The organism is Klebsiella sp. GL120222-02 (assembly GCF_003097195.1).
GTDB lineage: Bacteria > Pseudomonadota > Gammaproteobacteria > Enterobacterales > Enterobacteriaceae > Klebsiella > Klebsiella variicola.
In genome coordinates this window covers 312548-326270 of the sequence record NZ_QEQO01000004.1, presented here as the reverse complement: position 1 = coordinate 326270, position 13723 = coordinate 312548, and the positions used below count along the sequence as shown (strand labels likewise).

Sequence of the window (13723 nt, the reverse complement as noted above, 5' to 3'; positions counted from 1 at the left end):
CTGCGGCGCGGGGCGGCACGTCCGCCCTGCGCCCGCCGGCTTAGTGATCGAGATAGAGGTAGTTTTCCCAGCTTTTCATGCGGATCAGGATCTTCCTGATCAGCGACAGCTCTTTCAGGTGATCCGAGTAGACCGCCGCCTCAAGGGTGGCCCCCTGCGGCAGAGCGTATTCGGCAAATCGCGGATCGGTCACCTTCAGCACCACCAGCGCCCGGCCATGGGTATTGAGCGCGTCTGTGGTCAGCAATTTGCCCTGCCCCTGAAACTGACTCTCGCCAATCGCCGGCAGCACGTCGGCCACTTCTCCGCGAAAGACGGTGCCCGGGATGGCCGGAAACATCAGCTCCGCGGGCTCGCCTTTGTGCAGACGCTGCAGGGCGTTCTGGCGAAATGCCGCGACGTACTCCCGCGAGGCGGCGCCCTCCACCGGCACAAAGGTCATCAGCGGGATCATCCCCAGGGCAGTGGACATGGTGCCCGGCCGTAAGCCGACGGTACTGACATAGCCATCCTCCGGGGCACGGACGACGGTGTTCTCCAGCTGAAACTGCGCCTTTTGCAGCTGCGCCAGCAGGGAGGCCACGGTGGTATTTTTGCCCTTCACCACCGAGTCCAGCGCGTTGCGCGCCTGCACCACCTTTGCCTGAGCCGCGCTGACGCTGGCTTCATCGGCCTTCCACGTCTGCAGACGGGTATCAACCATTTGATCGGAGAAGGCACCCTGGGCATGACCCTCCCGATAGCGGGCATATTCCCGCCGCGACTGGTCGCGCTGGGCCACCGCTCTGCTCAGCTCGGCCTGCGCCTGGCTTAACGCCGCGTTTAAGGAGAGCGCATCCTGACTGGCCGCTTTTATCTGCGCCTGCAGATCGTCTACTTTTGCCTGGAACGGCGTCGGGTCGAGGGTAAACAGCACATCGCCCTTATGCAGCATCTGGTTAGGCTTCACCGGTACGCTCTGCACCCGGCCGCGCACCTGCGACACAATCGGCACGGTACGAAATACCTGGTTACCAACGTCGGTATACGGGAAGTTGTAGTTCATCCCGAAGATCACCGCGCCAATCAGGGCGATACCGCCGAGCACCGCCGTCGGTACGGTCCACTTATTGAGCGGGATGCGGAATACTTTAAACACCACGATGCACAGCGCGGCGTAGGTCAGTAACATTAACGTTTCCATTAGTTTGCCTCCTCCGCTTTCAGCGCAGCCACCTCGCGCTGGACCTGTTCCAGTTGCTGGACCACCGTTTCCAGACGCTGATGCAGCGCCTGCTGATCGTCGGCAATGTGGCGCATTCCCCACCCGCGATCTTCGCGCCACAGCGTTGCCCAGATCCATAACAAAGGCCACAGGGCGTGCAAGGTAAATAAGCTAACCCAGCCGGCATAATGAATCGCATCCTGATGAGGATGGCGCCGCTCTTTGGCAATTTCATAAGGAATATCGTGAATAACAATCACGCCATAAAACAGTATTAAGGCCACGGCGATCAGAATGGCCAGCGCAACATAATCCAGGGTCATAAAATAACTCCAGAGTGAAAGGTTAACTTAATAAAACAGCCAGATTCAGACGTAACGGGGCCGGGGAAAAAGCGCGCTTAGCGCTTTCCCTGGCGGTGATAGCAACGTGATGGCGTGAATCTGCCGAATCGGGTTCAGAATTTCTCAGGAATATGACGGTCGATGGAGATCAGCTTGCCTTTTTTCACCGTGATATATCCCCCCTCGCGCAGCGCGGCCAGCACCTGGTACACATAGCTGCGCGAGAGATTGGTTCGTTTAATAATAAATGCCGACAGGCTCTCATGCTGACCACCATCGATTTCGCTGCGATATAGATAGCGCGACAGCATCGATTTAATGGTCTGAAAACTGGTCTGGCTGCCACGTTCATAGTGGGCATCAAGGGCAAATATGCCCATATAGGCCAGGATCGTGGTCAGCTCTTGCATATAGCCCGGCGACGAATGAAAGAATATTCGCTCAAAATCGCTGGCGGTTATTTTCGCCAGCTGGCACTCGCCCAGACACCGATAATAGAGCGCGACCGACGGACAATAATGTTCCAGTAATCCTAACGGCATATGCGCGATAACAATCCCGACCAGGTTCTGCTCATCGCCAAAGGCCAACGTCATTTGCCCCTGCAGCAGAAAGTAGAGATAGCCCGGCTGCGGAATAAAGCCCTGGTCTTTGCCCAAACTCAGCGTTTCACTGCAGGCGATCACCGCCGGCAGATGCGTGGTCAGCGTCAGATTCTGGTACCGATCGTAAATATCGCCAAAACTGGGGTTCATCGCGCTGCGCACTCCTTTACCTTTGGCCACCGCGGCGGGGCTAACCGCGACCTGTTGAACTATACCTAAGCGGGTGGGGAAGGAAAAGTCCAGATCTGGAGTGGCGAAATATTCCGCCTGGCTCACATTTTTTACCCTCGCCTCCCTGTTTCGTGACCCGATCGTTCCGCTTACCGGTGGGCTATGCTTTAATTAGCTAAACCGGTTTAACATAGTTTAGCTAAGAGGAATTTGTCGAATGAATGGAAAAATCTGGGTACTCGGCGATGCGGTCGTTGATCTCCTGCCCGATGGCGAGGGCCGCCTGCTGCAATGCCCCGGCGGCGCACCGGCCAACGTCGCGGTCGGCGTGGCGCGGCTCGGCGGCGACAGCGGGTTTATTGGCCGCGTCGGCGACGATCCCTTCGGCCGCTTTATGCGTCACACCCTGGCGCAGGAGCAGGTCGATGTGAATTATATGCGCCTCGACGCCGCGCAGCGCACCTCCACGGTGGTGGTCGATCTCGATCAGCACGGGGAGCGCACCTTTACCTTTATGGTCCGTCCGAGCGCCGACCTGTTCCTTCAGCCCGAGGATCTCCCGCCGTTTGCCGCCGGCCAGTGGCTGCACGTCTGCTCCATCGCTCTCAGCGCCGAGCCGAGCCGCAGCACGGCATTCGCGGCAATGGAGGCGATAAAACGCGCCGGGGGCTATGTCAGCTTCGACCCCAATATCCGCAGCGACCTGTGGCAGGATCCGCAGGACCTGCGTGACTGTCTCGACCGGGCGCTGGCCCTCGCCGACGCCATAAAACTCTCGGAAGAGGAGCTGGCCTTTGTCAGCGGCAGCGACGACATCGTCAGCGGCATCGCCCGGCTGAACGCCCGCTTCCAGCCGACGCTGCTGCTGGTGACCCAGGGCAAAGCGGGGGTCCAGGCCGCCCTGCGCGGGCAGGTTAGCCACTTCCCCGCTCGCCCGGTGGTGGCCGTTGATACCACCGGCGCCGGCGATGCCTTTGTCGCCGGGCTGCTCGCCGGCCTCGCCGCTCACGGTATCCCTGACAACCTCGCCGCGCTGGCTCCCGACCTTACGCTGGCGCAAACCTGCGGCGCGCTGGCCACCACCGCCAAAGGCGCCATGACCGCCCTGCCCTACAGGGACGATCTTCAGCGCTCGCTGTGATCCCGTTGGGCCGGCTAACGGCCCACTTTGCTGGCGACATCACAATTCTTAAACCGGTTTAGCAATTTTTATTTTCACCGCGTTACTGACATGTTTACCATATTAACTAAACCGGTTTAGCAAAAGTTAGCACACTCACTGATTTTCACCTTTGGATGTCAACAGCATGTATAAAAAACGGAAGTTAGCCATTCTTATTGCTTTGCTAACCGGCACCGCCGCCGCCCATGGGCAGACAGACCTGAACAGCATTGAAGCGCGTCTCGCCGCCCTGGAAAAACGCCTGCAGGACGCCGAAACCCGCGCCAGCACTGCCGAAAGCCGTGCCGCCTCGGCGGAGCAGAAAGTTCAGCAGTTAACCCAGCAGCAGCAGCAAACCCAGGTCACCACCCAGCAGGTGGCCAAGCGCACCACTCAGCTGGAAGAAAAAGCCGAACGGCCTGGCGGCTTTGATTTCCACGGCTATGCCCGTTCCGGCGTGATCATGAACGACTCGGCCGCCAGCACCAAATCCGGCGCTTATATGACCCCCGCCGGGGAGACCGGTGGCGCCATTGGTCGTCTGGGCAACCAGGCCGACACCTATGTGGAAATGAACCTCGAACATAAACAGACGCTGGACAACGGGGCGACCACCCGTTTCAAAGTGATGGTGGCCGACGGGCAAACCACCTATAACGACTGGACGGCAAGCAGCAGCGACCTGAACGTGCGCCAGGCGTTTGTCGAGCTGGGCAACCTGCCCACCTTCGAAGGCCCGTTCAAAGGCGCAACCCTGTGGGCCGGGAAACGCTTTGACCGTGACAACTTCGACATCCACTGGATTGACTCGGATGTGGTGTTCCTCGCCGGGACCGGCGGCGGGATCTACGACGTGAAATGGAACGACAGCCTGCGCAGCAACTTCTCGTTATACGGCCGCAACTTTGGCGATATCGCTGACAGCAGTAACAGCGTGCAGAACTATATCGTCAGCATGAATAACTTTGCCGGCCCGGTGCAGATGATGGTCAGCGGGATGCGGGCGAAAGATAATGACGAACGCCAGGACACGAACGGCAATCTGGTGAAAGGCGATGCCGCTAACACCGGGGTCCATGCTCTGCTGGGCCTGCACAATGAGAGCTTCTATGGCCTGCGCGACGGGACCAGCAAAACGGCCCTGCTGTACGGCCACGGGCTGGGCGCCGAGGTTAAAGGCATCGGCTCCGACGGTGCGCTGCGCCCGGGGGCCAATACCTGGCGCTTCGCCAGCTACGGCACGACGCCGCTGAGCGATCGCTGGTTTATTGCCCCGGCCGTGCTGGCGCAGAGCAGTAAAGATCGTTATGTCGATGGCGACAGCTATCAGTGGGCCACTCTCAACCTGCGTCTGATTCAGGAAGTGACGCAGAATTTCGCCCTAGCCTGGGAGGGCAGCTATCAGTACATGGATCTGCAGCCTGAAGGCTACAACGATCGCCACGCGGTGAACGGCAGCTTCTACAAGCTGACCTTCGCCCCAACCTTCAAGGTGGGCAGCATCGGCGACTTCTTCTCGCGTCCGGAGATCCGCTTCTATACATCGTGGATGGACTGGAGCAAAAAACTGGATAACTACGCCAACGATGATGCATTAGGCAGCAACGGGTTCAAATCGGGCGGCGAATGGTCGTTCGGTATGCAAATGGAGACCTGGTTCTGACGGTAACCCGGACGACAGGGTAAGTAACACATAAATATAAGGTTCGCGGTGCCTGCCACGGCCGGCACCGCCCACGCCATATCATCATGCATTCAGAGGGTACTATGGATTTTGATCAGATTTCCCGCTCACTGCTTCCCCTGTTGGGCGGCAAGGAAAATATCGCCAGCGCCGCGCACTGCGCCACCCGCCTGCGGCTGGTGCTGGTCGACGACGCGCTCGCCGACCAACAGGCCATTGGCAAAATCGACGGGGTGAAAGGCTGCTTTCGCAATGCCGGACAGATGCAGATCATCTTCGGCACCGGGGTGGTCAATAAAGTCTATGCCGCCTTTATCCAGGCCGCAGGCATCAGCGAATCAAGCAAATCCGAAGCCGCCGACCTGGCCGCGAAAAAGCTGAACCCGTTCCAGCGCATCGCCCGCCTGCTGTCCAACATTTTCGTACCGATCATTCCCGCCATCGTCGCCTCCGGCCTGCTGATGGGCCTGCTGGGGATGGTGAAAACCTACGGCTGGGTCGACCCGAGCAATGCTATCTATATCATGCTGGATATGTGCAGCTCGGCAGCGTTTATCATTCTGCCGATCCTGATCGGCTTTACCGCCGCCCGCGAATTTGGCGGTAACCCTTATCTGGGCGCGACCCTTGGCGGGATCCTCACCCACCCGGCGCTGACCAACGCCTGGGGCGTCGCCGCCGGCTTCCACACCATGAATTTCTTCGGCATCGAAGTGGCGATGATCGGCTACCAGGGTACCGTCTTCCCGGTGCTGCTGGCGGTGTGGTTTATGAGCATGGTCGAGAAACGGCTGCGCCGCGTTATCCCTGACGCGCTGGACCTGATCCTCACCCCGTTCCTGACGGTGATTATCTCCGGCTTTATCGCCCTGCTGCTGATCGGCCCGGCCGGTCGCGCGCTCGGCGACGGTATTTCGTTTATCCTCAGCACGCTTATCAGCCACGCCGGCTGGCTGGCGGGCCTGCTGTTCGGCGGCCTCTACTCGGTGATCGTCATTACCGGTATCCATCACAGCTTCCATGCCATCGAGGCGGGTCTGCTGGGCAACCCATCGATTGGCGTCAACTTCCTGTTGCCGATCTGGGCGATGGCCAACGTCGCTCAGGGCGGCGCCTGCTTTGCGGTGTGGTTTAAAACCAAAGATGCCAAAATCAAAGCCATCACCCTGCCGTCGGCGTTTTCGGCGATGCTGGGGATCACGGAAGCGGCAATCTTCGGGATTAACCTGCGCTTTGTGAAGCCGTTCATCGCCGCGCTGGTCGGTGGTGCCGCCGGCGGCGCCTGGGTGGTGTCAATGCACGTCTATATGACCGCGGTGGGCCTGACGGCGATCCCGGGGATGGCCATCGTGCAGGCCAGCTCGCTGCTGAACTACATTATCGGAATGGCGATCGCCTTCGCCGTGGCCTTCATGCTCTCTCTGACGCTGAAATACAAAACGGACGCTGAATAATGTCATTACCGTCACGCCTGCCTGCGATCCTGCAGGCCGTTATGCAGGGCCAGCCGCAGGCGCTGGCCGACAGCCATTATCCGCAATGGCATCTGGCGCCGGTCAGCGGACTGCTGAACGATCCCAACGGCTTTTGCCAGGTCGCCGGGCGTTACCACCTGTTTTATCAGTGGAACCCGCTCGCCTGTGACCATACCTATAAGTGCTGGGGACACTGGAGTTCAGCCGATCTGCTGCACTGGCGGCATGAACCTATCGCCCTGATGCCGGACGAAGAGTATGACCGCAACGGCTGCTACTCCGGCAGCGCGGTCGAGTTCGAGGGCGCCCTGACCCTGTGCTACACCGGCAACGTGAAATTCCCCGACGGCGGGCGTACCGCCTGGCAGTGCCTGGCGACAGAGAATGCCGATGGCACCTTCCGCAAGCTGGGGCCGGTGCTGCCGCTCCCTGACGGTTACACCGGCCATGTACGCGACCCCAAGGTGTGGCAGCAGGACGGGTGCTGGTACATGGTCCTCGGCGCGCAGGATTTGCAACAGCACGGTAAAGTGCTGCTGTTCACCGCCAGCGATCTGCGGGAGTGGCGCCTGGTGGGCGAGATCGCCGGACATGGCGTTAACGGTCTGGCGAACGGCGGCTATATGTGGGAGTGCCCGGATCTCTTTCCGCTGGCGGATACCCACCTGCTGATCTGCTGCCCGCAGGGGCTGGCCCGTGAAGCGCAGCGCTTTCTCAATACCTATCCGGCGGTGTGGATGGCAGGCCGCTTCGACGCCGAACGCGGCACCTTCGACCACGGCCCGCTGCACGAGCTGGACAGCGGGTTTGAGTTCTACGCGCCGCAGACCATGCTGGCCGAGGATGGCCGCCGTCTGCTGGTCGGCTGGATGGGCGTCCCGGACGGGGAAGAGATGCATCAACCCACCCGCGCACAGGGATGGATCCACCAGATGACCTGCGTGCGCGAGCTGGAGTGGCAGGCGGGCACCCTGTATCAGCGCCCGCTGCGCGAGCTGGCCGCTCTGCGCGAGGAAGCCCAGGGCTGGCGCGGGCAGACCCTGCCCCTCGCCCCGATGGAGCTGGCCTTTGACATCGCCCCCAACAGCACGCTGGGGCTGGACTTTGCCGGCGCCCTGCAGCTTACCGTCAACCGTGACGGCCTGCGTCTGTCGCGCCGCGGGCTGCAGACCGCCGAGATGCATCACCGCTACTGGCGCGGCGAAGCGCGGCGCCTGCGGATCTTTATCGACCGCTCCAGCGTGGAAATTTTCATCAACGATGGCGAAGGGGTGATGAGCAGCCGCTTCTTCCCGGGCTATCCGGGGCAGTTAATCTTCAGCGGTGCGACGCCGGTGGCATTCTGCCGCTGGCTGCTGCGGCCATGCATGGTAGTATAAGCGTTTTGCTTTCAGGCTCCTGAGTGGTGATGAAAACCAAACGCGTAACTATCAAAGATATCGCCGAACTGGCGGGCGTCTCCAAAGCGACCGCCAGTCTGGTGCTCAACGGCCGTGGCAAAGAGCTGCGCGTGGCGCAAGAGACGCGCGAGCGCGTGCTGGCGATCGCCCGCGAGCAGCACTATCAGCCCAGCATTCATGCGCGCTCGCTGCGCGATAACCGCAGCCATACCATTGGCCTGGTGGTACCGGAGATCACCAACTACGGGTTTGCCGTTTTCTCCCATGAGCTTGAGACGCTCTGCCGGGAAGCCGGCGTGCAGCTGCTTATCTCCTGCACCGACGAAAACCCCGGTCAGGAGAGCGTGGTGGTCAATAATATGATTGCCCGCCAGGTCGACGGGCTGATCGTCGCCTCGTGCATGCACAGCGATGCCGACTACCTGAAGCTCAGCGAACAGCTGCCGGTGGTGCTGTTTGACCGCTCCCCCAGCGACAGCGCCCTGCCGCTGGTGATGACCGACTCGGTGACGCCAACCGCCGAGCTGATCTCCCGCATTGCGCCTCAGCATGCGGACGAGTTCTGGTTTCTCGGCGGCCAGCCGCGGCTGTCGCCGTCGCGCGACCGGCTGGCGGGATTCACGCAAGGCCTGGCTCAGGCGGGGGTCACGCTGCGCCCTGAGTGGGTGATCAACGGTAACTACCACCCCAGCTCCGGGTATGAGATGTTCGCGGCGCTCTGCGCGCGGCTGGGACGTCCGCCGAAGGCCTTGTTTACCGCGGCCTGCGGCCTGCTCGAAGGGGTACTGCGCTACATGAGCCAGCATCATCTGCTGGACTCCAATATTCATCTCGCCAGCTTCGACGATCACTACCTGTATGATTCGCTTTCCCTGCGCATTGATACCGTGCAGCAGGATAATCGCCAGCTGGCCTGGCACTGCTACGATCTGCTCAGCCAGCTGATCGACGGCCAGGCGCCGGAGCCGCTCCAGCGCTACCTCCCCGCCACCCTGCAGTTTCGCCATCCCTGACGGCGCCGTCGGCAATTAGCGTTTTCGCCGGGCGTGCGCTGCCTGCCTCACCGCCAGCAGCGCACCGGCAAACAGCATGCCCAGGCCGATCGTCACCGGCCAGCGGTAAGCCATCAGTAACGAGGGCAATCCGCCGTCCGGCGCCAGCACCACCAGATTCCAGCCCGTTAGCCCCGCCTCGCCGTTCAGCGCGCGGGTTAACATCCGCTGGTGCGGGGCGAAAGGCTGGATAGTCTGGTAGTGGCTGCCGAACAGCGGCGGCTGCATCTCCCTGGGGAACTGCGCCTGCACCTGGGCCAGTACGCTGGCCGGCAGCGCATGCGACGCCGCCAGCAGATGCCCGTCGCCATTCACCAGCAGCAGCCGATAATGCCGCTGCCGGGCGAGGGTATGGAGTTCGGCGCGCATCGCCGCCAACGGCCAGGCGGCTTCCCGCTGCGGCGCCGGCGTGTTCATTCGCCGCTCAAGGCGTTGCGCCACCCACTGCGCATCTTCCTCCAGCTGGCGGGTCTGCATCTCACGGTAAACCTCTCTGGCCGGCAAATTCACGCCCCGACCGAGCGCCAGGATCGCCAGTCCGGCGATCAGCGTGACGATAATGCCCCTGCTTGCCGGTCGCCAGAGCGGCGAGGATTTGACGACGGATGGTGTATTCATACGACTCCAGAAACCAGAGGCCACGCGTGGGCCCCCTGACGAATAGACAACGGAAGTGGCAAAACTGTACAGGATGAGCCGCGTGGGCAAAACAGACAGGCCGCGCCTGGCGGGGCGTATTTTGTTTATTTCTGGACAGGACGGGCGGCAACGACATCCTTCGCCGCAGCCGCCCGTTGATAAGATTAGTGTTTTTTCCGGTTGCGACGCATGTCGATGGTCACCGCGGCGACGATAATGATGCCCTTAATAATATCCTGCACGTAGGCATCGACGCCGACAAAGGTAAAACCGCTTTTGATCAGACCAAGGATCATCGCGCCAATCAGGGTGCCGGTAATGCGCCCCACCCCGCCCATTAAGCTGCTGCCGCCGATCACCGCGGCGGCAATCGCGTCCAGCTCGTAGGACATCCCCATGCTCGACTGGCCGCTGCTGACGCGCGCTGCCAGCACCACCCCCGCCAGCCCGGAGAGCGCCCCGGCGATGGTGTAGACAATCACCAGGTACTTATTCACGTTGATGCCGGACACTTTGGCCGAGGTCATGTTGCCGCCGATGGCATACACATATTTGCCATAACGGGTATGCTTCAGCGCAATGTGAAACACGGCGGCGATCACGAAGAAGATAATCACCGGCATCGCCCCCTGACCTATCGCCGTAAAGCTGTCGGAGAGGAAGCTGATCGGGTTGCCCTGGGTGTAATACTGCGCCAGACCGCGCGCCGAAACCATCATCCCGAGGGTGGCGATAAACGGCGGAATACCGGTCCGCGTCACCAGAAAACCGTTGGTCAGCCCGCACAGCAGGCCGACGCCGATCCCCGCGCAAATGGGGATCACCGCCGGCAGGTTGACCAGCGCCGGGAACATCGGCGACAGGCTGTCGGAAGTTTGCGCCAGGCTCGCCGCCACCACCGCCGCAAGGGCGATAACCGAGCCGGAGGAGAGGTCAATCCCGGTGGTGATGATCACCTGGGTGACGCCGACGGCGATGATGCCGATGATCGCCACCTGCAGCACAATCAGCACCAGGCGGTTGGTATTGAGCAGGAACGACTGGTCGCGAACATACCAGCCGGCAATTTCAAAAGTCAGGGCAATCACCAGCATCACCACAAAGATGCCGGTATCTTTCGGCATTTTATGCCGCAAATTAGCGAAGAAGGAGGAACCCTCGCTGGCCGGAGCCGCCGTTAATTTCATATTACTCATTCTCTGTGCCTCAATGGGATGCCAACGACAAAATGGTTTCCTGGTCGGCTTCGTCTTTTTCCAGGATGCCGGTGATACGGCCTTCATGCATCACCATAACCCGATCACTCATGCCAAGGATTTCCGGCAGCTCAGAGGAGACCATAATGACCGCCACCCCCCGATTCGCCAGTTCACTGATCAGATGATAAATCTCCGCCTTCGCCCCGACGTCGATACCGCGGGTCGGCTCATCGAGAATTAAGATTTTCGGTTGCGCTAACAGCCAGCGCGCAATCAGGACTTTTTGCTGATTCCCCCCGCTGAGGTTATTAATAATTTGATCCATCGTCGGCGTTTTAATATTGAGCCGGCGAATTTGCTCCATGCAGTCTTCGGCCATTTTCACGTGCTGGACAAAACCGCTCTTGCCGATATATTCCGGCATTTTGACGATACTCATATTTTCCAGCACCGACAGCACCAGAAACAGGCCCGACTTTTTGCGATCTTCGGTTAATAACGCCATCCCCTTTTCAATCGCCACGGAGGGGGAATCAATGGTCACCGGCGCCCCGTCGATCAGCACTTCGCCGCTGTCGAAGCGCTCCATACCGAACAGGCTTTCCATCACCTCGCTGCGCCCGGCGCCCACCAGCCCGGCCACGCCAAGGATTTCACCGCGGCGTACAGTAAAGCTGACGTCATGGAACACGCCCTGGCGCGTCAGGTTGCGCACCGTCAGCACCTCTTCGCCGATGGTGTTATTAAATTTCGGAAACAGCTGGGTTAATTCGCGGCCCACCATCTGGGTGATCAGCGACTGCCGGGTAAATTCGGTGGTGTTTTTGCTCCCCACCCAGGTGCCATCGCGAAACACGCTGATCTCATCGGTGATGGCAAAGATCTCATCCATTTTGTGGCTAATATAGATGATCGCTTTACCCTGGGCGCGCAGGTCGCGGATGATGGTGAACAGGTGAGCCACCTCGCCTTCGGTCAGCGCCGAGGTGGGCTCATCCATGATCACGATATCCGCGTTCCACGAGACCGCTTTGGCAATCTCCACCATCTGCTGGGCGGCGATGCTCAGGTCGCCCACCAGCCGGTCGGCGGTTAAGCGGATATTAAGCTTGTCCAGCAGCGCCTGGGTCTGGCGGGTCAGCTGGCCGTGGTCGACAAAGCCGTACTTCATCGGCTCGCGCCCCAGCCAGATATTCTCCGCCACCGTCATATGCGGCACCAGATTGAGCTCCTGGTGGATCATCGAGATCCCCGAGCGCAGCGCATCCATGGTGTCGGTAAACTCCACCGGCTCCCCTTTCACGCGAATCGACCCTTTATCGGGGCGATAGATACCGATCAGGCACTTCATCAGCGTGGATTTACCGGCGCCGTTCTCGCCCATCAGGGCATGCACCGTTCCCGGACGCACGCGCAATGAGACATTATCGAGCGCCTTCACGCCGGGGAAGAACTTACTGATACCTTCGGCTTCAAGTGCAAAAGCGTTCATACATCCACCTCCGTACCACGGGTTGGCCAGGACTATTTCTGATTACGGTTAGTAAATTCAGCCATGTTCTCTTTGGTGATCAGCTGATACGGCACGTCGATGATTTTTTCCACTTTCTCGCCATTCGCCAGCTTGATGGCCGCGTCGACTGCGCCTTCACCCTGGCCTTTCGCATCCTGGAAGATGGTGGCGATCATTTTGCCGCTCTTCAGCATCTGCAGGGCATCCGGAGTGCCATCCACGCCAGCGATGAGAATATGGTTCGGGTTTTTGCCCAGTGCCTGCAGGGCGCCGATCGCCATTTCATCGTTGTTGGAGGCGATGGCCTGGATATCCTCACCGCTGGTCATCCAGTTGCTGACCACGTCCACGGCGTCATTGCGGGTAAATTTCGCGGTCTGCTTCTGGACGATTTTGATGTTCGGGTATTTCGCCACCACCTCTTCCACCCCTTTGGTACGATCGCGGGTGGACTCATTCGCCAGGTCGCCGAGCAGGATCGCCACATTGCCCTTACCGTTCATCGCTTTCGCCAGCGCTTCCATCTGCAGACGGCCGGCGAGAATGGAATCCGACCCCACATAGGCCATCTTGTCGGTCAGCTCCGCCTGCGGACGGCGGTTCACAAACACCAGCGGGATCCCGGCTTTGGTGGCCTGATCCATAATCGGTTTCACCGCATTGGTATCCACCGGGTTGACGATAATGGCGTCCACCCCCTGACCGATAAAGTTTTGCACCTGCTGCAGCTGCTGGGAGACATCCCCTTTTGCGTCCTCGATCTGCGATTTAACGCCGTCTTTTTTCATCTCTTTTTGCATCGAGGTCCGCAGGATCGTCAGGAAGTTATCGTCAAACAGCGCCATGGAGACGCCAATAGAGACGTCTTTTGCCATAACCACCGCAGGCAGCATGCAGGCTAACAAAGAGGCAACAATCGTTTTCTTAATATTCATAGTTGATCCTTGATTTTGTAGGTACGCCGGTGAATGAAACAAAATGAAAAATTAATTTCAGTTACGTTGCGGCAAATGTCTGCTGTGATATCGACGACGCTGCGGCACCTCTCGCACTCCATCGTGATCTAAATCACAAATTACGGCTGTTTTTTCATCACTTTTTTGAAACGTTAGTCCATTTACGCCGCAACCTGGATTTCAGACCATTTATTTCATTAACAAGACATTTGAAACTTTTATAAGTAAATAACTGAAATGAAAATTTTAAAACTATGCAGTAACAGAATTTTGACAGACATCTAACATTGCCGCATAAATGAGCGAAAAATGAGAGGCA

The 13723-nt window shown here is 59.5% G+C and carries 11 protein-coding genes and 1 pseudogene; 5 read left to right on the top strand and 7 right to left on the bottom strand.

From position 1 onward, the window contains the following. Positions 1-40: 40 nt before the first annotated feature. The 3 genes from N438_RS15470 to N438_RS15460 form a co-directional block, all read right to left on the bottom strand. On the bottom strand, positions 41-1183 hold the full coding sequence (locus N438_RS15470; RefSeq protein WP_012542548.1) for an HlyD family secretion protein: 1143 nt from the start codon (positions 1181-1183) through the stop codon (positions 41-43). Next, complete coding sequence (locus N438_RS15465; RefSeq protein ID WP_008805501.1) at positions 1183-1527, bottom strand: DUF3302 domain-containing protein; 345 nt, start codon at positions 1525-1527, stop codon at positions 1183-1185. Before N438_RS15465 ends, N438_RS15470 begins: the two co-directional genes overlap by 1 nt. 134 nt (positions 1528-1661) lie before the next feature. Beyond that, entirely contained in the window at positions 1662-2303 is a 642-nt protein-coding gene (locus tag N438_RS15460) for a helix-turn-helix domain-containing protein (RefSeq protein WP_072121882.1), read from the bottom strand. A gap of 238 nt (positions 2304-2541) precedes the next feature. Between N438_RS15460 and N438_RS15455 the strand changes: the two genes are divergently transcribed. The 5 genes from N438_RS15455 to N438_RS15435 all read left to right on the top strand — a co-directional run bounded on the left by N438_RS15455 (position 2542) and on the right by N438_RS15435 (position 9058). Then, positions 2542-3465: an aminoimidazole riboside kinase gene (locus N438_RS15455; RefSeq protein ID WP_008805499.1), complete on the top strand. Its 924-nt coding sequence runs from the start codon at positions 2542-2544 to the stop codon at positions 3463-3465. 166 nt (positions 3466-3631) lie between these two features. After that, a complete protein-coding gene (locus N438_RS15450) occupies positions 3632-5149 on the top strand; it encodes a carbohydrate porin (protein WP_116696360.1) in 1518 nt (505 codons plus the stop codon). A 104-nt stretch (positions 5150-5253) separates the two neighbouring features. Then, positions 5254-6624 carry a sucrose-specific PTS transporter subunit IIBC gene (locus N438_RS15445; protein ID WP_008805497.1) on the top strand — a complete coding sequence of 457 codons (1371 nt, stop codon included), beginning with the start codon at positions 5254-5256 and terminating at the stop codon, positions 6622-6624. After that, positions 6624-8024 (top strand): sucrose-6-phosphate hydrolase, encoded by a 1401-nt coding sequence (locus N438_RS15440; RefSeq protein WP_012968776.1) that lies wholly within the window; start codon positions 6624-6626, stop codon positions 8022-8024. Before N438_RS15445 ends, N438_RS15440 begins: the two co-directional genes overlap by 1 nt. A 23-nt stretch (positions 8025-8047) precedes the next feature. Then, positions 8048-9058, top strand: coding sequence for a LacI family DNA-binding transcriptional regulator (locus N438_RS15435; RefSeq protein WP_162494424.1), 1011 nt, complete (start codon positions 8048-8050; stop codon positions 9056-9058). Between the two features lie 47 nt (positions 9059-9105). Here N438_RS15435 and N438_RS15430 read toward each other — a convergent pair. The 4 genes and pseudogenes from N438_RS15430 to N438_RS15415 all read right to left on the bottom strand — a co-directional run bounded on the left by N438_RS15430 (position 9106) and on the right by N438_RS15415 (position 13383). Beyond that, a pseudogene (locus N438_RS15430) lies at positions 9106-9715 on the bottom strand (hypothetical protein). 185 nt (positions 9716-9900) lie between these two features. Next, entirely contained in the window at positions 9901-10923 is a 1023-nt protein-coding gene (locus N438_RS15425) for an ABC transporter permease (protein WP_004152946.1), read from the bottom strand. A 19-nt stretch (positions 10924-10942) separates the two neighbouring features. Further along, positions 10943-12427, bottom strand: coding sequence for a sugar ABC transporter ATP-binding protein (locus N438_RS15420; RefSeq protein WP_004202401.1), 1485 nt, complete (start codon positions 12425-12427; stop codon positions 10943-10945). Between the two features lie 32 nt (positions 12428-12459). Then, positions 12460-13383 carry a sugar ABC transporter substrate-binding protein gene (locus N438_RS15415; protein WP_002892597.1) on the bottom strand — a complete coding sequence of 308 codons (924 nt, stop codon included), beginning with the start codon at positions 13381-13383 and terminating at the stop codon, positions 12460-12462. Positions 13384-13723 lie beyond the last annotated feature (340 nt).

Bases quoted from the DNA above. Each gene is read 5' to 3' on its own strand.
- N438_RS15415 (WP_002892597.1), bottom strand. From the start codon at position 13,383: ATGAATATTAAGAAAACGATTGTTGCCTCTTTGTTAGCCTGCATGCTG.
- N438_RS15420 (WP_004202401.1), bottom strand. From the start codon at position 12,427: ATGAACGCTTTTGCACTTGAAGCCGAAGGTATCAGTAAGTTCTTCCCC.
- N438_RS15450 (WP_116696360.1), top strand. From the start codon at position 3,632: ATGTATAAAAAACGGAAGTTAGCCATTCTTATTGCTTTGCTAACCGGC.
- N438_RS15440 (WP_012968776.1), top strand. From the start codon at position 6,624: ATGTCATTACCGTCACGCCTGCCTGCGATCCTGCAGGCCGTTATGCAG.
- N438_RS15460 (WP_072121882.1), bottom strand. From the start codon at position 2,303: ATGAACCCCAGTTTTGGCGATATTTACGATCGGTACCAGAATCTGACG.
- N438_RS15455 (WP_008805499.1), top strand. From the start codon at position 2,542: ATGAATGGAAAAATCTGGGTACTCGGCGATGCGGTCGTTGATCTCCTG.
- N438_RS15445 (WP_008805497.1), top strand. From the start codon at position 5,254: ATGGATTTTGATCAGATTTCCCGCTCACTGCTTCCCCTGTTGGGCGGC.
- N438_RS15470 (WP_012542548.1), bottom strand. From the start codon at position 1,183: ATGGAAACGTTAATGTTACTGACCTACGCCGCGCTGTGCATCGTGGTG.
- N438_RS15465 (WP_008805501.1), bottom strand. From the start codon at position 1,527: ATGACCCTGGATTATGTTGCGCTGGCCATTCTGATCGCCGTGGCCTTA.
- N438_RS15425 (WP_004152946.1), bottom strand. From the start codon at position 10,923: ATGAAATTAACGGCGGCTCCGGCCAGCGAGGGTTCCTCCTTCTTCGCT.